This is a genomic window from Pontibacter saemangeumensis, assembly GCF_039541895.1.
GTDB lineage: Bacteria > Bacteroidota > Bacteroidia > Cytophagales > Hymenobacteraceae > Pontibacter > Pontibacter saemangeumensis.
In genome coordinates, this window is sequence record NZ_BAABHC010000029.1 from 711,218 (window position 1) to 732,146 (window position 20,929).

Sequence of the window (20,929 nt, forward strand, 5' to 3'; positions counted from 1 at the left end):
TTCTCCTGTTGCCTAACGCCTACCAAACGATGTTATATGCCACTTCTGCGCTGCCGTTTTTGGCTTTAACGGGTAGCAGAAGCTCTTTCCTGTTCTGCCCCGTGTTCCGGATAACAGGCTTTGCCCGGCGTGGCAACTCGATCAGGTACTCCTTGTCGTTGATGGCATATAAGCCGTTCGGCAATTCCTTGATCTCACTTCCCTCCGCCACTCTGCACCACATTTCCCCCTGTTCCTGGCCAGGCACCACTGTCAGGGTATGCACCAGCTTGCGGCCTTCCTCGCTCACCTCAAACTCCTCGCGCACACTTGCTTTGCCCAGGTTGTATTTAAAGGCCGGGCGGCCGCTCTTGTCCACCTCATACCCGAGGTAGTTGTACGCCGCATTGGAATCCGGCCAGGCCGCGCTTCCGTCTGCCAGAAAAGCAAGGGAGGGTTTGCCCGCAAGCTCGATCACGCTCCCCATCGGCACGCCCAGCTGGCTCTCGCCGCGTCCGTGCCACATCGGGGTTGTCTCCATAAAGTTACCGCGCCAGAACTGCAGGAAATCACCCGTCCCCAGGTCAACGGTATAATTGGCTTTGCCGGGCTCCCCAACAGAGATCGTGTGCGTTCTTTTGGCTCCGTTGTGCTCGATGAAGCTTCGCAGCATCACTGGCCTGGTATCGGCCAGCACCATGATAGCGCCCACCGGATCTACGGCACGCAGCGGGGTGTTTAACGCTGTGCGGGCAACGCCTGCCCCTTCCACCGTCAGGGTGAAATCGTTGCTCTGGGCATACCAGTACCCGAAGTTCTTCAGGTACGAAAGCTCGATCGGGTGCTCGCCTGCCTCCAGCTGCACCATCGCCGAAGCATCCCCGTGCTCCCCGTCAATCGTGATCACCTTTTTGCCGCCGATGGTCAGCTCGCCGGCACCGTTTGGCCTTTCCGGGTAATTGTTGTCTTCCGGGATCCAGTTCAGTTTCAGGTTGAAAAGGTACTCTCCTGTGGTGGGTATGTGGATGGTGCCGTTTATTCTGCCGCCGAACTGGTCCTTGGTGCCGGAGCCCTGGTGGGCCAGCGCCCGGATGTCCATTTCCCTCACCGGCGTCAGATTGTTTAAGGCGGCCAGGTCCTTCGCCTCGCCCTCATAGGCCTTCAGCGTCAGGCCCGTCAGGGTGACAGGCTCGGTTCCGAATGATTTGTAGCTGATGTTGCGGATCGCCACCGCGCCATGGTCGCCCTGTATCATCAGGGGGCCCAGCGGCTGCTCGTCCTGGAAAGCAGCGGCGCGCGTCGGCCCTGTCACTTCCACGTTTTCGTGAATGGTCACCCCGTTGTGGATTACCTGCACAAACACGGCGTTCTCCGTTTTCTGGCCCTGCCCGTTGAAACGGGGCGCCCTGAACACGATTTTGTAATGCTGCCACAGGCCGGGCGCCTTGCTGACGTTCACGGCGGGGGCATGGCCTTCAAAGCCTTTCCTGCCGTCGGGGCGGCTCTCGTCCCAGCGCTCATATATCCCCCCACAATCAGCGGAAGTCGGGTTCTGCACCCCCCAGCTATCGAACAGCTGCACCTCGTAGCGCCCCTGCAGGTAGATGCCGGCGTTCGAGCCTTTGTCCATCATAAAGTCCAGCTCCAGTTCGATGTCGCCGTGCTCCATTTTGGTGAGCAGGTTGTCTTTGTTCTTATCCGACGGATCGTTTACCAGCACGCCGGTGCCTTGCTCTATCTTTCCCTTGCCAGCCTTCTTCAGGTCATAATAAACATCGCCTGTCAGCTGCCAGTTTTCCGCTACCGGCCGGAAGGCCTCCATGTTTTGGAGCGAAACGGTTGTGTTGGGCAATTCCCTTGTCTGCGCCATGCCCGTAAATGCGGTAAGCACCAGAAAAAAGAGAATCGAAAATGAATGATATCTCATAAAAGCGTTTGTAAGACACATAATTAAAGAAAGTGAGAAACTATTACAAAGATAAGCCTGTAAAAAATGAAATCGTTCCTACTTCAGGCCTTCTTTGTATAAGTAGTTTTCCATGGAAAAGGGGAGCCGGCAAAGCGGCAACGGGAGAAGCGGCTATGCCGGGGAGGGAGTACAAAGTAAAAGGCCCGTAGCGTTCACTCCACGGGCCTTCCAACCTTTTCATCTAAATTAATCAGATATGCTGCTTTACATACTCCCAACTATATATAAAGGTTTGGATAAGCAGCAAATATATTTTCTGCCATATATAAATCCTCCTGCAGGGCCTTGAAAACAAATAACAAAAACAGCGAACGAAATGCGCCGATATCGGATTTATACAGAGGGGCAGCGACCGGTTGGCACCGGCAGCCCTGCGCGCCGGCGAAATGGCACCCCGGCACTACGACAGTTATTTTATCAGCGGTTCGCCTTCAATTTCCTGCGGGCGGAATGCGTTAGCTAAAGGCACAGGACACCCTTTACCATGGACTTAAACCAATTCAACCAGCAACCTTTAGAGCAGCGGGCGGGGATCCTGACGCGGCAAGGTACTTTCCTGGCGATGCGGCACAGGTCGCAGTACGTGATATGCCTGTACCACATGAACCAGTTTTTTGCGGAGCTCTGGTACGAACCCAGGCGGCACGAATTCGTGCTGGCGCGCGGCCTCCAGGACCAGGTTTCCTTGGACCCGTATTTGGAGATGATCAGCCTGACGGAGATCTCAGCCAGGTTTTGACATCGGTAATCTGCCGTTGCGTCCACAACCCCACGACACAGGATATACCCAGCTATTATGCCACCGGCATTAAAAGCAGCGTCCTGCTTCCTCTGAGGCGGCATTCCTCAAAAGCAACACCTATATATAGTTAATATATAATAAGCCTCTTCGGATGGCCCGCGCGCTCCGGGCCTGCTTTCGCTTACAGGAGGGGCATATACTGCCCTTGCTGAAGTGTTGCACAAAAAACAGCGCCCGCCGATCACATTAATAGTGTTGAAACTTGTTTATGTCAGTTTTTATAATAAAATTGATCAATCACTTGATTTTTGGAAATCTATAGGCTTTTTTCTCTTGCAGGCGGTGCGGACTTTTTTCGCAGCTATAGAAGTGCCGCAGCAGATCCGCCAGGTTTTCAAAAAAATCACTACACCGCGAGAAACGACAACAGCTGGAATGAATCTGATCAAACTATCTTTTAACACACTATTATTCGGGCTAACCTCCCTCACGCTTACCCCCACCATCGCCTTCTGCCAGCAAAGTAGCGGTGAGCCCTACACACAGGAAATTTCCGGCACCAAACTTAAATTCGACATGGTGGCCATCCCCGGCGGCGAGTTCATGATGGGCAGCCCCGCCGGCGAAAAAGGAAGGGACGCGGACGAGGGGCCGCAGCACCCGGTAAAGCTCGAGCCCTTCTGGATGGGCAAGCATGAGGTGACCTGGGATGTTTTTGAGCCTTTCGTGTACAAAGACTACGAGATAACGCAGAGCAACGGCACTGTCAGCGCCGAAGTGGACGCCGTGGCGCGCCCCACAAAGCCTTACCTGGACATGACCTTCGGGATGGGAAAGGAAAACCACCCGGCAGTGGGCATGACGCAATATGCCGCTATCCAGTTCTGCAAGTGGCTGTATGCCCGGACCGGCGTATTCTACCGGCTGCCAACCGAGGCGGAATGGGAGTATGCCAGCAAGGCGGGCACCAAAACCGCCTACTCTTTTGGCGACGACGCCTCCGCACTCCCGGAATACGCCTGGTACGAGGCCAACAGCAACAAGGAAACGCACCCGGTCGGCAGCAAAAAAGCCAATGCCTGGGGCCTGTATGACATGCACGGCAACGTGGCCGAGTGGACATTTGACCAGTATATCCCGGACTACTACAAGAAATTCAAAGGCAAGCCTGCGAGTAACCCGGTGGCGAAACCCGACAAACTGTACCCGCACGTGGTACGCGGAGGCGCCTTTACCGATAAAGCGGAAGCCCTGCGCTCGGCCAACCGGGAAGGCTCCGACCCGAACTGGAAACGGATCGATCCGCAGATACCCAAAAGCAACTGGTGGTTTCCGGAAGCCCCTTTCGTTGGTCTCCGGCTCGTGCGCCCCGTGAACCCGCCGTCCGAGGCGGAGATCGAGGCGTATTACAACCAGCAGCCAACCCCTGACTATTAATAGACAATAACGTTTAACCTTAATTCCATAGAAACAGCATGAACAATTTCGACTCAAATAAGCGAAGAGACTTTCTGAAAGCCTCCGCCATACTGGCCGGTGGGGCCGTGTTGAGCAGCCTCCCCCTGGCAGGCGCATATGCAGCAGGTAAGGGCACCATCAAAATAGCCCTTGTTGGTTGCGGCGGCAGAGGCACCGGGGCGGCTTTCCAGGCGTTGGCAACGAAGCATGATTTGAAGCTGGTAGCCATGGCCGATGCTTTCCAGGACCGCCTGGACGAAAGTTACAAGAGCCTGTTTGGTAAATTCGGGAAAGCTAAGGTAAACGTGCCGGAGGGCAAGCGCTTCGTTGGGTTTGACGGCTATAAAAAAGCAATTGCAGAGGCAGACGTAGTGCTGCTCGCCACCCCTCCCGGGTTCCGCCCGATCCATTTTGAGGAGGCTATAAAGCAGAACAAGCACGTGTTTATGGAGAAGCCCGTCGCCACCGACTCGCCGGGTATACGCCAGGTGCTGGCCACTGCCGAGGAAGCGAAAAAGAAGAAACTGAACGTGGTAGTGGGCCTGCAGCGCCGCTACCAGAACAACTACCGCGAAACGATCAAACGCATCGAGGATGGGGCGATCGGCGATGTGGTATCCGGACAGGTTTACTGGAACAGCGGCGGCGTGTGGGTGCGCCCGCGCCAGGCCAACCAAACGGAGATGGAATATCAGATGCGAAACTGGTACTACTTCAACTGGCTTTGCGGAGACCACATCACTGAGCAGCACGTGCACAACATCGATGTGGCTAACTGGGTGAAGAACGGCTACCCGGTTTCGGCACAGGGCACAGGAAGCCGTTACCAGCGCACAGGCAAAGAGTACGGTGAGATCTTCGACAACCACACGGTGGAGTTTATATATGCCGACGGCTCCGTGATTCAGAGCCAGTGCCGCCACTACGAAGGAACCGATAACCGGGTGGATGAAAGCTTCCAGGGCACTAAAGGCAAAGTATACCTCTCTGCCAACAACGACGGAAAGCTGTGGGACTACAAAGGCAACTCCCTGTACGACCATCCCGGCAAAAACGACCCGAACCCATATCAAACAGAGCATGACGAGCTTTTCGCTGCGATAGAAGCAGGCCAGTATAAGTTCGCGGATGCGGAGCGGTCAGCCATGAGCACCATGACTTCGCTCCTGGGCCGTTACGCCACCTACTCAGGGCACGAGATAAAGTGGGATGAGGCGCTGAACTCGAACGTCAGCCTGATGCCGGAAGCCTACACCTGGGACACCAAGCCTAAAATTTTGCCGAATGCCGATGGGTTCTATCCTGTAGCCATGCCAGGCAAGACAAAGGTGATCTAGTCCGGTTACCTGTTACATAATCCTAATTGAAGAGAGATTGCCCCGGAAACCACGACTGCCCAGGCAGGTAAGGTTGAGGGGGCAATCTTTTTCGTCTTATATACATGATGCTGTAGGCAGATGATCACTTTGCCAGCATCTATAAATCTGCCGTGCATTTATCTCTGTTAATCGCTTTGCCTTTATCCCCTGCCCTGCTACTTTTGCCTGCCGCCATATCCTGAACCTATGCGCTTTCTGTTACTGCTCCTGTTTTCCCCGCTGTTTTTCCTCCCCAAACAGAGTGAGCTTAAGCAATTCCAGATCAGGGGGCTGGCACAGGGCACAAGCTACCAGGTTACGTACTACGCCAAAGACAGCAGCCTCAACAAAGCGCAAATAACTTCTGTTCTGGCACAGATCGACAGCTCGCTTTCCATCTACAAACCATACTCCCTGATCAGCCAGTTCAATCGTTCTGCAACCGGAATCCGGCCGGACAGGCACCTCCGAAAAGTCGTGAAGAAGGCGCAGCAGGTGTCCAGGAAAACGGGTGGTGCGTTCGATATCACCGTGCTGCCGCTGGTGCAGGCCTGGGGCTTTGGGGCAACCCCAGTTCCGGCGCTCCCCGACACAGCCGCAATCCAGGATTTACTGCCGTGTGTGGGTGCGGACAAAATACATTTAAGCCGAGGACAGTTGCGAAAGGACGCGCCTTGTGTGCAGATCGACGTAAACGGCATTGCACAAGGCTATACCGTGGACGTGCTGGCTGATTTCCTGGAGAAAAATGGCATCAGGGATTACCTGGTGGAGCTGGGCGGCGAGATACGCGTGAAAGGCCGGAAGCCGGATGGGAAGCCTATGGCCATCGGAATTGAGGGGCCGTCGGCAGGCTCCCCCGGGGACGCATACCCCATTCAAAAAATCATCAGGCTGGAGAAAGGCGCCATCACCTCGTCGGGCAACTACCGGAAGTTCTACCAGAGCGGCTCCCGAAAAATATCGCACCTGATCGACCCTAAAACAGGCTTCCCCTTAGACAATGAGCTGATTAGCGTCACCGTCTGGGCCGGAGACGCGATGACCGCCGATGCCTACGACAATGCCCTGATGGGAATGGGACTCGAAAAAGCCTTTGCTTATTTAAGAGGGCAGAAAGAACTGCAGGCTTATTTTATATACCGCCAGGCCGACGGCGCGGTGGCAGACACGGCTACTGCCGGGTTTTACCGGTTGATGAAATAAGCCCAAGTCGCCTAAACCCTCTTTCTTATATGGCTTTATCCTTATGAAGGAAAGGGGAGCCTCGTTTTTACGATGGAAGGAAGTATGCAGGATACGGTATGAGACCTCTGCTGTTGAAAAACAAAGCGGTTAAGCTGACCCTGATGGGATCAGCTTAACCGCTTCCTGTTTTATCCGGTTTGGTTATTAAGCCGGCATAAAGTTGTCTACTTCCCGATAGGCTTTGATCAGGGCAAGTTCCCCTTCTTTGCCTTTTCGGGCGTTGCCGTGCTCCATGCCCATAACACCTTTGTAGCCTTTCTCATAAATGTGCTTGAACACATTCTTGTAGTTGATCTCGCCGGTAGTGGGCTCGTTCCTGCCCGGGTTGTCCCCGATCTGTATATAGGCGATCTCATCCCAGGTCTGGTTCATGTTGTGGATCAGGTGGCCTTCGTTCTTCTGCATGTGGTATATATCGTACAGCAGCTTGCAGGAAGGGCTGTTAACACCCTTGCAGATCATATAGGTCTGGTCGGAGGTGCGCAGGAACAGGTTGGGCGAGTCGCTGAGCGGCTCCAGCACCATCACGATGCCGTGCGGCTCCAGGATCTCCGCCCCTCTTCGCAGGGCCTCAATCACGTTGCCGGTCTGCACACCGATCGGCAGGTTGCGCTCGAAATCACCAGGCACAACGGTCACCCACTTCGCGTTCACACGCTTGGCCACGTCCACGGCGCGCTTGCAGCCGTTCAGGAAAATGTCTACGTGTTCGGGCTTGCCCGCCGCCAGGGTGTTCTGGCCGTTCCCGCCTTTGTCCACCACAAACACGCCCATTGTCATGCCCAGGCGCGCAAGCTCTTTCCCAATCTTCTCCTGCTCGGCCACGGGGCGGCCCATCATGCCATTGTCCTCCAGGGCCGTGAAGCCCTGGGCTTTCATAAACTGGAGCTGCTTGATGATATCCTCCCCGGCTGACTCTTTAAACATGCCAAAGTGGGGGGCATAGTTCAGGTTGAAAGCCTTGGGTGCTTTCTGCTCCACAGCGGGGCTACCAGCGAAGGCCGAGGCGCCGCTTGTAAGGGCCACGGCACCCAGCAGGCTGCTCTTGATAAACTCACTTCTTTTCATATATAATTGGGGCTAAGGATGCGGCATCACGAAAAATTCTCTTTAAGAACAATGCCACAGCATATATAGATTGATTGACAGCAAAGGGGTTTAGCTAGCACGGTAAGCTATTCTAAATATATATATACCAAGTAAGAAATCAAACATTTTACAGCACCAATGTCTATGTAAAAGCGATCCTGATGAGGCTTTCACATCCCGCTCCACTCTCTCCTCATTTTCAGCGATAACAGCACTATCAACTCCAGGCTGTTCTACAGAACCCACCCCTGCCCCTCCCAGGAGGGGAATCTGCAGACAGGTTAGATGTTATGCGCAGTTTGCAGTGATAGCGGTATAAAAAGCTTACTTAAATGCAGGCTGCTTTTTTCAAAAGTTATTAAAAAAGCAAAAGCAGCAGGCATAGACTATTGTAGCCTATATGGTTTATGGCTGTTTGAGTTTATAGGCTTGCACCGCCTGCTGGTTTATGCCAAACAGCAGGGTGTTGTTCACCTGCAGGATGCTGCGCACGTCTCCCTTCACCGCGAAGCCTGACTTCGCCTGCGGGACGTACGTGAAGCCACCCTTGCCGTTCCCCTGCAGCAGGATGCCATAGTTGGCATCGTACTTCCCGAAGCGCAGCCGGGCCTGGCTCATGTTGCCGCCCAGCAGCAGGTCCTGCTTCCCGTCGCCGTTATAGTCCAGGGCGGAGATGGCATATATGGGCGAGAACTGCACCTCCACCGGCAGCGGCTTCTCCCGTAACCTGCCGTCGCTTCCGCTCTCAAAATAGGCCGTCTGCAGGTAATTGGCAGAGAGATGGCCTGCCTCCTCAAGTTCCTCCGCCGTGAAAATATCCGGCAGCGTGGCGTCCGCATAGCTTTTATAGTCGGTGAAGCGGGTGCGCATTGTGCTCATCTGGTCCAGCAACTCATCGCGGGTTACGTAGGGGTAGCTCTTGCCTTGTATATAAAATGTCAGGATGGGGTCCACGGAGCCGTTGTCATCAAAGTCTTTGTAGTACATTTCTGCCGGCTGCTGTTCGGTCGCTTTGCACTGGGTGTTCAGGCCGAGGTTGCCGATGACCAGGTCTGGCTGACCGTCCTGGTTAAAATCCCCTATCAGCAGCTTATTCCACCAGCCCCTGTACTCCCTGTCGAAGTAGGTTTTGGTGTCGTCCGTTAAGTTGCCGTTCGTGTTTTTGAAGACGGTCACCGGCATCCACTCCCCCACTACCACCAGCTCCGGCTTTTTATCTCCGTTCAGGTCATGCCAGGCGGCATCGGTCACCATGCCCAGGCGCTCCACGGCGGGGGCCACAGAACTGGTCATATCCCTGAATTTCCCGGTGCCGTCGTTCAGGAGTATATAGCTGCGCGGTGTCTCGGGGTAGCGCCCCGGAATCACTCTGCCGCCCACGAACAGGTCCAGATGCCCATCATTATTTATGTCGGCTGCCCGGGCGCTGCTGCTGCTGACGGGCATGGCCGGGAGGGCACCGGCCGCTTTGGTAAAACTGCCTTTGCCGTCGTTTATATATAGCCTGTCCTGCAGCAGCGCATCGTCGGGCATAAAGTTGTGATAGCCGCCGCTGACTACGTACAGGTCCGGGGCCTTGTCGTTGTTGGCGTCGAAGAACACCGCATCCGCATCACTGCTCAGCTTGTCGGCTTCGAAGGCTGGCGTAGGTTTGGGTATAAAGCTTCCGTTCCGCTGCTGTATATATAAAGCGCCTGCCTGCCCCTGCCCGCCGCCGACATACACATCCTCCAGGCCATCCCCGTTCACATCCGCCTTCACCAGGCACGGGCCGGAGAAGGAAAGCGGGTTGATGAGCAGCGGCTGCCGCTTAAAATCGTTGATCGTGCTTTTCTGATGCGCAAAGGACACGGGTGCTTTGGCTTCCCCGAAAACAGGGGAGCCGGGCTTGGAAGGGATATAGGGCGCGGTGGCCTCCTGCTCCTGCAGGGTGAGCAGTTGGTCTGGTTTCACATTACGCAGCACCTGCTGTTTCCCGCTCAGCCACACCACCCGCAACGAGTCAATTGCCTTCTGCTTGCCCAGGCCAAAGTGCAGCACCGGCGACACGCTGGACTGGTAGCCGCGGGAGGGCATCTGCTCCTGGTACTGCTGCTGGCCGTTGGCATACAGCATTACTTTCGCGCCCGTCCCGGCTGTGTTTTTGCCGGCTCCCTGCAGCCTGAGCTGAAGGAAGTGATGGTCCAGCTGCCTGTCCGACTCATTCTGGTATATAAACGCCGGTTGGTTGATGTTGTTGACGACCAGGTCCAGGTCGCCGTCGTTGTCGAGATCGGCGTAGGCGGCGCCGTTGCTGTTGGAGGCAGTGCTCATCCCCCAGTCCCTGCCCTTGTTTGTGAACGACAGGTCGCCGTTGTTTTTATAGATGTAGTTGGTGACGTTGGAGGAAGGTATCTTACTGACCAGCTCCAGCACGTTCTCGCGCTGCATCCTGCCGCCTTGCTGCTGCACAAAATTACCCATGTACTTGATGAAGTCCATGTTGGTGTAATCCCGCAGATAGCCGTTGGTCACGAAGAGGTCTTTGAGTCCGTCGTTGTCATAATCGGCGAACAGAGGCGCCCAGCTCCAGTCGGTGTTGGAGATGCCGGCCAGCTGCCCCACCTCGCTGAACGTGCCGTTGCCGTTGTTGAGCTGCAGCATGTTCCGCATGTACTGGTAATGGAAACCTGTTCTGAGGCTGAGGTTGAACTTCTCGTAATTGTCCGGGGCGAACAGCAGTTTTTGCCGGCGGTTGTCCTCCGGCAGCATGTCCAGGGTAAAAATGTCCGGGAAGGCGTCGTTGTTTATATCGGCCACATCGCTGCCCATCGAGAAGTGGGAGGTGTGCCCGATGCTTGTTTTCAGTTGGTCAGAGAACGTGCCGTTGCGGTTGTTGATATATAGGTAGTCCGGGATGTCATAGTCGTTCGAGATATAAATATCCGGCCAGCCATCCCCGTTGATGTCGGCCACGCCGGCACCCAGACCATAGGTCAGGGTAGAGGAAAGAAAGCCGGCTTGTTTTGTGATGTCCTTGAATCGCCCCCCGTCATTCCTGAAAAAACGCACCCCGCGCTGCGCATCCTCCTTCTGCAGTATCTCCGCCGTAGACACCTCATCCAGCACGGGCAGGGACTCCGGGCTGTGGTTCAGGAGAAACATATCCAGGTCGCTGTCGCGGTCAAAGTCGAAAAAGGCGGCGTGGGTACTGTTGGAGGCACTGTTCAGGCCATACTGCGCCGCCTGCTCCGTAAACGTGGGCCTGCCGTTCGCATCCGGTCCGTTGTTGATAAACAGTTGGTTTTCGCGCTTCTCCGGGCGCAGCTTGCCTGAATAGCAAACATATATATCCAGCAGGCCGTCCCCGTTCACATCGGCCATGGTGGTGCCGGTAGCCCAGGGGCCTTCCCTTCCGGCCACGCCCGCCCCTACTGTAATGTCCTCGAACCGCATGTTGCCTTTGTTCAGGTACAGGCGGTTGGGGGCCATGTTGGCCGTAAAGTAGATATCCTGCAGGCTGTCTCCGTTTATATCCCCCACGGCTACCCCGCCCCCGTTGTAGAAGTACTCATACATGAGCACGTTGGTGTTCAGGCCTTCGGTCAGTTTGTTAGAGAAATTAACGCCGGTCTTACCCGCAGGGAGCAAGGTGAAAAGCGGGTCGGCCACGATAGTTGGGGCCTTACTTGCCTCCTGCTCCTCCACAGAGGGTTTTTCCTGGCAGGATGCGAAAGCTAAAAGGGTGAGCAAGGATAAGGTGGTAAGTGGGGATCGGAGCATGCTAATGGGTTGTAAGCGATCTATATAAGCAGTAAAAAAAGAAAAATCTATGCCAGTACAAAACGACTGGCATAGATTTTAAATTCAATGAAGCAATAATTCTTATTCGGTATAACCCGGGTTCTGCACCAGTTCCTCGTTACGGTTCATCTCATCGCGGTGAATTGGCAGGTAGAACATTTTATCGTCCCATGCGCGGTTCTCAATACCTTCGCCAAGCTCTATCACTTTGTAAGTATAGTTATAGTTCTCAGGATTGTACTGGTACTGCGACACCGTTTTACCAGGTTTCAGCGTTCCCTTTATATCGATAATATGGGGCTGCTGCCCGAACTCCTCCGCAGCGATCATCCAGCGGCGCACATCATGGTAACGCTGTTCTTCGTAGGCCATCTCAATCCTGCGCTCGTTGCGGTATTTCTCCATCAGCTCGGCGCCTCCCGCTGTAACAGCAGGCATACCGGCACGGAAGCGCACCTTGTTCAGCCATTCCTGCGCCACGGCATCCTCCCCTAATTCGATACTGGCCTCAACATAGTTCAGCACAGCTTCTGTGTAGCGGAAGAAGGCCCACGGCACCTGCTGCCACATGTTCATGTCCACGAGGTTCGGGTTCGGGTCAACAAACCGTCTCATATAGTAACCTGTGCGGGTACCGTTCCAGTCCTCTATCGAGCTCTGACGGGTATCCAGGCCAAAATGAGTTGCCTTCTGACCGCCGTCCATCACTTCATACTGTCCTGTCTGAATTTCATTTGCAGGGTCAGCCGTAGTAGTAAACCTCGGTTTCCAGTCAGACGCGTCGTGCAGGATCGTGGCTTCAAAGCGCGGATCGCGGTTTTCGTATGGGTTTGCGGCATGCTCCGGGTTATCCCAGCTAAACTCAGTGCCATCCATCATTTCGTAATCATCCACCAGTTCCTGAATCGGGGTATTGCCAGCCCAGTTACGATACCCGTTGGGGCCATTGAACAGGCCCACACGGCCACCGGTCTCGTTCTTCGCCTGGATAAAGTACCGGCCGAAGATCATGTCCTGCTCGCCGCCGCCTCTGAACAGGGAAACGTCCACGTAGTTCTGGTATCCCATTTCAGGAGAAACAGGCTCCGTCAGGTTCAGCTCAAAACCATATCCCGAAAGGTCCAGTACGTCTTTGGCTGCAGCCTGTGCTCTTCTCCAACGTTCCGTCTGGTCGCCATTTACATAGCCGATCAGTTCCGGGTTAGGGTAAGCGGCAATCACAGCTGACTTTGCCTTGGCAGTAGGGATGTCATGCAGGTCGCTGGCAGCGTACAGCAATACACGCGACTCTAAAGCCATCGCCGCGGCCTGAGATGCCCGGCCTTTTACCAGCGGCTTACCCTCGAGCAGCTGCGCCGCCTCTTCTGCATCCTTCACAATAAACTCTACCGTCTCCTCGAAAGTACCGCGGGGAATCGTGTAACTGTCGGCACCAAGTTCGTAGGGGCTATCCACAATCGGCACACCGCCGTAGTAGCGAAGCAGCTGGTGATACAGGTACGCGCGCATAAACAACGCCTCACCTCTCAGCCTTTCCACCAGCGCCGGGTTATCAAACTGAGGCTCCGCCAGGTTGGTGATGGCCAAGTTTGTAGCCCTGATCCTGCTGTACATGTTGGGCCAGTTAAGCGTATAGTTTATCCAGCCTGGATCAGCAGGGTTAGAACGCGCTTCTGTGATAACGTTAATCCCCCTGCCCGGGTGGGTAAAAATGGCCTCGTCGGTAAGGGAAGCCTGCATTTGCTCATCAAAACCGCCATTACCCAGGCCAGTGTAAAGGTCTGTCACGAAAGCCTCGGCAAGCGCTGCATCCGTCCAGACAAGGTCGCTTGGAACACTTGTCAAGGGCTGGGTGTCCAGGAAATCATCCTTACAGCCAGTCATAAGCACCATGGCCGTGACAACACCTAAGGACAAAGATTTTAGTTTATTTATTCTCTTCATTTCTAGTTCACTTAAAATGTTACTGTTACACCTGAATTGATCACTCTGGACTGCGGGTAATACTGTCCGTTGGCGTTCACGTTCTCAGGGTCATATACCTTCAGCTTATCCCAGGTTGCCAGGTTCAGGGCGTTCACATACACCCGCAGCGCGCTCAGGCCAATCTTCTGGCCGATGCCGGCCGGCAGTGTGTAGCCCAGCTCGATGTTCTTCAGGCGGATATAGTCGGTGCTGCGCATCCAGTAGGTATTGCCGCCAGAGAAGTACTGGTTTCCGCGGTCAGCGATACGTGGATGCTCAGAGCTGCGGTTATCCACGGTCCAGCGGTTCACATAGATATCTTCCAGGAAGTTACCGATACTACCCATCTCGCCTGTTCCGATCGTCGTCACCGCGCCGGCTGAGCCCTGGAACAGTACGCTGAAGTCAAAATTCTTGTAACTCACGTTACCGTTCAATCCACCCTGGAAGGTAGGAATGTCGTTGCGTGGGTCTCTTGTTCTGTCGTCCGGAGTGATTCTTCCATCAGGCACACCGTTCGGCCCAGACACGTCTTTGTATTTCATATCGCCAGGGCGCAGGGTGCCCACGATATCGCTGTAGTCAAGCGGATTAGAATCAATATCAGCCTGGTCTACAAAAACGCCGTCGAACTCGTAGCGAAGGCCTGTGCCCATCGGCATGCCCGTGGAGCGCTGGTGCGCAGGGGCACCGGGTGCCTCGTCCCAGAACAGGATCTCGTTTTTGGCATAACCGCCGTTTGCGCTAACGCTGAAAGCCACGTCACCGATCTGGTTGTTATACCCTACCAGGAACTCCCAGCCTTTGTTAGCTACCTCGCCGATGTTCTGGCGCGGCAGGGTCATACCGGTAGTCTGAGGAACTGATCCGTACTTGGCCCAAAGAATATTGGTTCGCTTGTTATAGAAGACATCAAACTCAAAGTTGATTTTACCTTGCAGCAACTGTCCCTCTAATCCAAAGTTGGCATTGTTTGCTACCTCCCAGGTAATGGTTGGGTTTGGCACACGGGTTTCGCGCAGGGTTTTCACTTCCTGGCCCCCTACTATATAGGAGTTAAACTGGTTCAGGGAGAGGTAAGAGTAAAGTTCCCCGATATCGTCGTTACCCATCTGTCCCCATGATCCGCGCAATTTCAGGCTACTGATAAAGGAGATGTTATCCTTGAAGAAGCTTTCCTCAGAGATTCTCCAGGCAGCCAGCACCCCAGGGAAGAATCCATAGCGGGTATCTCTCGGGAAGATGTCTGAGGCGTCGTAGCGCCACAGGAACTCAGCCATGTATTTCTCCCTGTAGTTGTAGGCAAAGCGGCCAAAGTGGCTCAGACGTGCTCTCTCAACGGCATCGCCATTGTTGCTCTTCTCTAAATCCCCACCTACGGCAAGTTGGTCGATAGCGGGAGAGATAAAGTACCTGCGGTAGGCATTGAACCAGTCTCCTTCAATCGTCTCCCTGTTCGTACCTGCCAGCACGGTTACCCCGTGATCGCCAAATGAGCGCTCGAAGGACAGGACAGCACCCAAGAGGATTTTTAATTCCTCTTCATCCCCCATGGTAAGGTTCGGGTCGGCAGGTCCTCTGCGCCCAGCCGTCAGCATAGGCGTTACGCCGTCTGCTTCAAATGTCTTTTTGTCCCAGTCATACAGATACCACGGTGTCTGCCATCTTTTCGTGCGGCGGGTCATTTTATCCACCGCAGCGGTTGCAGTAAGCTTCAGACCTTCTACCCAGGGGTTGGTGATCTCCACTGAACCGTTGGTCTGCAGGTAGCTTCGGGTATCGCGGTCGTAGCCGGTTTCGTTGGTGGTGATCACAACAGGGTTCTCGCCATTTTCGATATCCGGTCCGGGTCTTCCATCAGGCCAGCGGGCGGGAGCAGTAGGAATACCGCGCATCTGCATTCGGAAGATCGCACCGGCACCCACCGTCGGGAAAAAGCGATTTTCCTGGCGGCCTAACATCCCAATACTGGTTTTGATATATTTGCTAACGTTGGCGTCCAGGTTTACCCGCAGGTCATACTGCTTGTAGCCGGTCGCAGAGTTCTTGTAGAAGGCGTCCTGGTTCACATAGCCCAGCGAAGTCAGGAACTGGATGTTCTCGCTGCCACCTGTCAATTGCAGGTTGTGCTGCGACTGCGGAGACCACTCCTTCAGGGTAGCCTCATACCAGTCGGTGTTCGGATGCGTCCAGGGGTTAGAGCCGTCTCTGAACTTCTGGAAGTCTTCCGGGCCGTAGTGCGCATTCACGACAGTGCCGTCAGGCAGGGTGTAGCTACCGTTCTGGCGGAACGCCTCCTTGGCCTCTTCCCACAGGGCAGCAGGCACACGGTTATAGATTTCCAGGTCGTTGCGCATCTCGCCAAACTGCACGGCGTCTGCCAGGTCAGGGATAACGGTAGGCTGGGCAAAGCCCTGGTTAAAGGAGTAAGACAGCTCCGGCTTGCCTACTTTGCCGCGCTTCGTGGTAACGAGGATAACCCCGTTGGCCGCGCGTGAACCATATATGGCTGCGGACGCATCTTTCAGTACGGAAATACTTTCGATATCGGCCGGGTTCAGTCGCTCGATACCGCCCGCACGGGCCGGGATACCATCGATTACGATCAGGGCGTTATTATTACCCAGTGTGTTCGAACCGCGGATACGGATAGCGGAGCCATCGTAGCCCGGCTCACCGCTTCTGTTCACGGCAACCACACCGGGCATGCGGCCGGCAATAGAGTTTGTAAGGTTAACAGCAGGCGACTTCTCCAGTTCTGCACCCTTCACAGCGGCAACAGAGCCTGTCACGGTCTCTTTTTTCTGCGTGCCGTAGCCCACAACCACCACTTCCTCCAGCGCTTTTGCATCTGTAGTGAGTTGCACGTCTACCGAAGTGCGGTTATCGATCGCCACTTCCTTTGGTGAGAATCCAATGAAGGTGAAAACCAGTGTCCCGTTGCCGTCAGGCACGTTGATCGTATAGGTACCGTCAGCACCCGTCGGGGCTGCAGTGGAGGAGCCCTTCAGTAGCACTGTCACGCCAGGCAGGGGTGTACCGGCATCGTCGGTAACCGTTCCCTGCACCGTGACCCCCTGAGCGAAGGCCGCGACAACAGAAATAAAGAAAAGAGGCAATACAAGCAAGTATTTCAGCTCTTTCAGTAAAAGGTGTTGCATAGATTAGATTGTTAAAGGTTTAAAATATACTAAATACACTGTGATTCCTGGTTTGGCGCTTATATAGGTGGGTTGCCCCGCAAACTAAGTTGCCTGTCCCCCCAATAAATCAGCAGCACTAATAAGCCCCTGCAGGGGTGCATCTCACCACAACAGGAAGCCTATCTAATCTGACTATATCTTCGGCAGATGCCGCCGCTGTCGGAAAAGCCGATGCCGCGACATTGATGTACCTACCTTATATAAGTGTTTTTTCTACACCTAAACTATTGGCTGTGCATTCTGTTTGGCACCTGGTTTATCTGGTTTCATATGAGAGACAGTTCTTTCCGCTACTCACAGTCCGCAACAAATCAGCTGCTCTGAATTCTTTATTACAACCCTGTGCCTGTACGCAGCAAGTCGTCTTTCTATATCATGGATTTAAAAATGGCTGTTGGGCCTTTCTATGCACAATCTGCCACATTTTCATAGCTGGGGGAAGTGGCTATCCCTCGTATGCTCGCTTAGGAAATTAAATATATAGGTATAGAATCAGAAAAAAAAGGACTCATGCCTAAAAAGTGTTTAATTACTTTATAAGATCATCAGAAGGCCTCTATACTTTCCCCTAAATCCAACCGCTTAGCCTACACCACGGTTCGTCAGTAGCTGCCCTAAGGTATGTGCCTGATTTGTAATAAGCCTGCCGCGTGCCCCTGTTTTAGGTGCGGCGCTTTCATGCCAGTAAGTATCCGCTTACCTTTCCTGTGACCGTCACCCACCACACCCCACGGTTTGCTACTACCTCCCCTTACCCTGCACGAGGAAGCTCTGGAACCCGGATGGGTATATCTTTCCCGGATTCAGGGCGGGCCTTACAGCCAGTATCAAATGGGTTCTGCCTATGGATCGAACCACCCCTGCCCCTCCTTGTCCAAGGAGGGGAGTCAACTGCTGCTTTCACAAACTTTAAAGATTTTTAAAGATTGTAGTGGAGGATGTGCCAGCTAAACAAGCTTATTATATAATCAAAAATAACCATGCGGTTGATTATATCGAGGCGCTTGAGAAAAGGAAGAAAGGAGATGGAGTAGGAAAAACTCCCCTCCTTGGACAAGGAGGGGCAGGGGTGGTTCGATTTTATTAACACAGCGAGCACGTGCAAAACCTACTTGACAAGGGTATGAATGCCACAGTGGGCATCACTTCCCGTCCTATATATAAAAAGAGCCACCCGCATGCGGGTGGCTCTTTTTATATATAGGACGGGGAAAAGCATATGACCCGCCTGGTGCAGGTGGCAGGGTTAGTAATTCCTGATGACCTGCAGGGCCAGCCCATTGCTGTTGCCGGCCGGGGGAGTCTGGAACCCGCGCACGATCAGCGTATAACTTCTGCCCGGCTCCAGGGTGAGGCTTGTTGGTGCAACCAGCACGTTCTCAGTTCCGGCTTCCTTCACCTGGAAAGAGTGCGTTCCGTCCGTTACCTGTACAAACTGCGTGTTCCCCTTAAAGCCCAGATTCATAAACTCCGGGGTAGCGGCGCCTCCCGCAATCGTCACGTCCACGGCTGGCGCATCAGGCGACAGGTTGATCAGGCGCACAGCGGCTTTCCCGGTGCCCGGCGTTACCAGGCTGTCCTCCACCACCAGCATCTCTATGTCCTGCAGGGTGTTGACGGTGTAAAGGGAATATATATTATCCTCCTTAAAGTTGATGGTTGTATCCACAATGGCATCAGACCCCGTGACAGGTGTAAAGGCGATCTCGTGGTTGCCTGTGGTGAGCGACAGGTAGCTGGAGGCATTCGAATATTTGAACGCCTGATTGTTGATCTTCTCCTCGTCCACGAGCACGTTCAGGTCAGGGGCGTCAGGTGAGCCGTGGTAGAAGGAGATATAGGCCACCGGCGTTGGCGCAGGGGCGTCATCCACGTCATTGTCCAGGCAACCGGTTAAGCCGAACGACATGACAGCACTCATCAGAAGGGTGATTTTAGCTAAAGAGAAGCTACGCAAAGAGTTTTTCATAAAGTGGAAATAGTTGTTGGTGTAAGGTAATGTAGATAATCTGCTTGTGTCTCTTGCCAAAGTCCGGAAACACAGTTCTGCGATGATGACCCCATAACCCCGGCATTGGTTGCAACGGGAGGCTATAAAAATATGGGATATCATAACGCATCCATCAGCAAAATTAGTGTCAAAGGTAAGCATTTGAGAAACAGCTGCCACACCGGGCAAAGGTTGGGAAAAGAAACAGCGCCTGCAAACGGGAGCGATAATTTGTGCCTGTATGAACAGCGCTGAAGAAACTTCACAACCTGTACGTGTATATAGCTATGAAGGAAGCGCCTCTGTATCAGTTAAAAGCAAAGATCCCGCAAGCCATTCGCCTGCGGGATCTTCTTTTCTTGGGTTGCTATCCGACTCAGTTGTAGATTGATTTCAGCTCCGTCAGTTTCCCTGATTTTAACCGATACTGCCCCTTCTCCGTGATCAGCCTTACGTTGGTGAAGGGCTCATCCGGGAAAAAAATGTCTGTCATCACGGTTTTGCCCCCGTCGGCGAAGAACTCCACCGAGGCCACATCCACCAGCAGGCGCACGGGGAAAGACGCATCCGAGGCCAGGCGCGGCGCATAATGGATCCCGGCGAAATCGTCGGAGAAGCTGTTGCTGCCCGCGTTTCTCCTGTCGATATAATACTGCCCGCGGGCCGCATCATACCCCACCAGCACCTTCTGCCCCTTCGCATTCGACAGTTCCACGGCAAACTGACCGCCTGTCGAAAGTCGCTCCAGTTCCAGTTGCAGATCAAATGTCGGGGTGGAGAAAGGGGCGCCCTCCGATATTGCCAGAGCACCGGTAACGTCCTGCCCTTCCAGGTCATGGGTGGCGCCATAGATATGCTGCAGTTCTTTCACCGGCATAGAGGCCACGCGCAGTCCGGCCGGCGTGTTCACCAGTTCCAGGGTGCGGGCCACGGTCATGGCGCTTCGCCACTTCTCTGTCGGCACGACGTTGGCATAGGCCCAGTTGCTCATCCAGCCCATGAACAGGCGGCGGCCGTCCTGCTCCGGCACATTCTCCCAGGTTACGCCCGCATACTCGTCGCGGCCATAGTCGAGCCAGATGCCCTCCTGCCCGTTCACGGTGGTGGCGATGGCCGGCTTAGTGTTCAGGCTTGCCTCAAATTGCGGGTCCATCACAAACTTGTTGCCGTCGAAAGAGCCTAAAAAGTACTGCGTGCCCGAGCCGCCGTTAGGGGCGCCGGGGTTTATGTTCACGATCAGCACCCACTTTTCCTCCTCCGTGCCCGCTACTTTCAGCTTAAACAGATCCGGGCATTCCCACACGCCGCCGTGCGCCCCCACGTTCGCCCCGAAGTCGCTCTCCAGTTTCCAGTCGAGCAGGTTTGGGGAGGAGTAAAAGCTGATATGGTCTTTCACGGCCAGCGTCATGATCCACTTCTGCCCGGCTTCGTACCACATCACCTTGGGGTCCCGGAAATCGCGTATGCCGGGGTTCTTCAGCACCGGGTTGGCTTCGTACTTCTTCCAGCTCCGGCCGTTGTCGAGGCTGAAGGCGATGCCCTGCGTCTGGAAATCGTCTCTGCCCGCCTTTTCTCCCTCGGCATCGTGATAGGTATATATAGCGACCATGGCCGGGTTATTTGCTGTACCCAAACCAGACGTGTTTTTAACATCCACCACGGCGCTGCCCGAGAAGATCGTGCCCAGGCTGTCGGGGTACAACGCGATGGGCAGGTGCTCCCAACTCACCATGTCCTTGCTCACAGCATGGCCCCAGTGCATCGGGCCCCACACGGTGCTGTCGGGGTTGTGCTGGTAAAACAGGTGATACTCGCCGTTGTGGTACACCATCCCGTTGGGGTCGTTCATCCACCCGGAGGGCGGCGTAAAATGGAACTGCGGCCGGTGCGGCTCGTTAAAAGTAACGGACGTGTCCGCAGCGGCTGTTTCGGCTGTTGTGTTCTCCACGGCCGACTGGTTGGAGCTACAGCTGCTGAGCAGGGCTCCGAGGGCAGCGGCGATATATAACTTTCTCATTTGCTTATATGGTTCAGGTGTATGAAAGGCAGTACCGTGAATCCCCGGCACCGCCTTTCCGATTTCAACTTATATATGATACTTACTGTCTGCGCGGCATCTGCAGCCACGCGAAAGCGACAGTATAT

General features: G+C 54.4%; 11 protein-coding genes. 4 read left to right on the forward strand and 7 right to left on the reverse strand.

The features are described from left to right. Positions 1-19 precede the first annotated feature (19 nt). Positions 20-1,906: a 3-keto-alpha-glucoside-1,2-lyase-like domain-containing protein gene (locus ABD920_RS21295; protein WP_345162077.1), complete on the reverse strand. Its 1,887-nt coding sequence runs from the start codon at positions 1,904-1,906 to the stop codon at positions 20-22. A gap of 526 nt (positions 1,907-2,432) precedes the next feature. Between ABD920_RS21295 and ABD920_RS21300 the strand changes: the two genes are divergently transcribed. The 4 genes from ABD920_RS21300 (at position 2,433) to ABD920_RS21315 (ending at position 6,712) form a co-directional block, all read left to right on the forward strand. Next, positions 2,433-2,687, forward strand: coding sequence for a hypothetical protein (locus ABD920_RS21300; RefSeq protein WP_345162079.1), 255 nt, complete (start codon positions 2,433-2,435; stop codon positions 2,685-2,687). Between the two features lie 438 nt (positions 2,688-3,125). Next, on the forward strand, positions 3,126-4,127 hold the full coding sequence (locus tag ABD920_RS21305) for a formylglycine-generating enzyme family protein (RefSeq protein ID WP_345162080.1): 1,002 nt from the start codon (positions 3,126-3,128) through the stop codon (positions 4,125-4,127). Positions 4,128-4,165: 38 nt separating this feature from the next. Continuing rightward, positions 4,166-5,485: a Gfo/Idh/MocA family oxidoreductase gene (locus ABD920_RS21310; RefSeq protein WP_345162081.1), complete on the forward strand. Its 1,320-nt coding sequence runs from the start codon at positions 4,166-4,168 to the stop codon at positions 5,483-5,485. 228 nt (positions 5,486-5,713) lie between these two features. Further along, the gene (locus tag ABD920_RS21315; RefSeq protein WP_345162084.1) at positions 5,714-6,712 is read left to right on the forward strand and encodes an FAD:protein FMN transferase; all 999 of its coding nucleotides are present in this window, start codon (positions 5,714-5,716) and stop codon (positions 6,710-6,712) included. A gap of 186 nt (positions 6,713-6,898) precedes the next feature. On the opposite strand, the gene ABD920_RS21320 is transcribed toward ABD920_RS21315, so the two are convergent. The 6 genes from ABD920_RS21320 to ABD920_RS21345 form a co-directional block, all read right to left on the reverse strand. Beyond that, a complete protein-coding gene (locus ABD920_RS21320) occupies positions 6,899-7,822 on the reverse strand; it encodes a hydroxypyruvate isomerase family protein (protein WP_345162086.1) in 924 nt (307 codons plus the stop codon). Positions 7,823-8,248: 426 nt separating this feature from the next. Further along, a complete protein-coding gene (locus ABD920_RS21325) occupies positions 8,249-11,605 on the reverse strand; it encodes a VCBS repeat-containing protein (RefSeq protein ID WP_345162090.1) in 3,357 nt (1,118 codons plus the stop codon). Between the two features lie 102 nt (positions 11,606-11,707). Next, positions 11,708-13,570, reverse strand: a complete 1,863-nt coding sequence (locus ABD920_RS21330) for a RagB/SusD family nutrient uptake outer membrane protein (RefSeq protein WP_345162093.1) — start codon at positions 13,568-13,570, stop codon at positions 11,708-11,710. Between the two features lie 11 nt (positions 13,571-13,581). Further along, the gene (locus tag ABD920_RS21335; RefSeq protein ID WP_345162095.1) at positions 13,582-16,752 is read right to left on the reverse strand and encodes a SusC/RagA family TonB-linked outer membrane protein; all 3,171 of its coding nucleotides are present in this window, start codon (positions 16,750-16,752) and stop codon (positions 13,582-13,584) included. A 1,288-nt stretch (positions 16,753-18,040) separates the two neighbouring features. Continuing rightward, complete coding sequence (locus tag ABD920_RS21340; RefSeq protein ID WP_345162096.1) at positions 18,041-18,763, reverse strand: DUF4397 domain-containing protein; 723 nt, start codon at positions 18,761-18,763, stop codon at positions 18,041-18,043. 397 nt (positions 18,764-19,160) lie between these two features. Next, positions 19,161-20,801: a glycoside hydrolase family 32 protein gene (locus ABD920_RS21345; RefSeq protein ID WP_345162097.1), complete on the reverse strand. Its 1,641-nt coding sequence runs from the start codon at positions 20,799-20,801 to the stop codon at positions 19,161-19,163. Positions 20,802-20,929 lie beyond the last annotated feature (128 nt).

Coding starts and splice junctions, on each gene's coding strand:
- ABD920_RS21295 (WP_345162077.1), bottom strand. CDS start 1,906: ATGAGATATCATTCATTTTCGATTCTCTTTTTTCTGGTGCTTACCGCA.
- ABD920_RS21300 (WP_345162079.1), top strand. CDS start 2,433: ATGGACTTAAACCAATTCAACCAGCAACCTTTAGAGCAGCGGGCGGGG.
- ABD920_RS21305 (WP_345162080.1), top strand. CDS start 3,126: ATGAATCTGATCAAACTATCTTTTAACACACTATTATTCGGGCTAACC.
- ABD920_RS21310 (WP_345162081.1), top strand. CDS start 4,166: ATGAACAATTTCGACTCAAATAAGCGAAGAGACTTTCTGAAAGCCTCC.
- ABD920_RS21315 (WP_345162084.1), top strand. CDS start 5,714: ATGCGCTTTCTGTTACTGCTCCTGTTTTCCCCGCTGTTTTTCCTCCCC.
- ABD920_RS21320 (WP_345162086.1), bottom strand. CDS start 7,822: ATGAAAAGAAGTGAGTTTATCAAGAGCAGCCTGCTGGGTGCCGTGGCC.
- ABD920_RS21325 (WP_345162090.1), bottom strand. CDS start 11,605: ATGCTCCGATCCCCACTTACCACCTTATCCTTGCTCACCCTTTTAGCT.
- ABD920_RS21330 (WP_345162093.1), bottom strand. CDS start 13,570: ATGAAGAGAATAAATAAACTAAAATCTTTGTCCTTAGGTGTTGTCACG.
- ABD920_RS21335 (WP_345162095.1), bottom strand. CDS start 16,752: ATGCAACACCTTTTACTGAAAGAGCTGAAATACTTGCTTGTATTGCCT.
- ABD920_RS21340 (WP_345162096.1), bottom strand. CDS start 18,763: ATGAAAAACTCTTTGCGTAGCTTCTCTTTAGCTAAAATCACCCTTCTG.
- ABD920_RS21345 (WP_345162097.1), bottom strand. CDS start 20,801: ATGAGAAAGTTATATATCGCCGCTGCCCTCGGAGCCCTGCTCAGCAGC.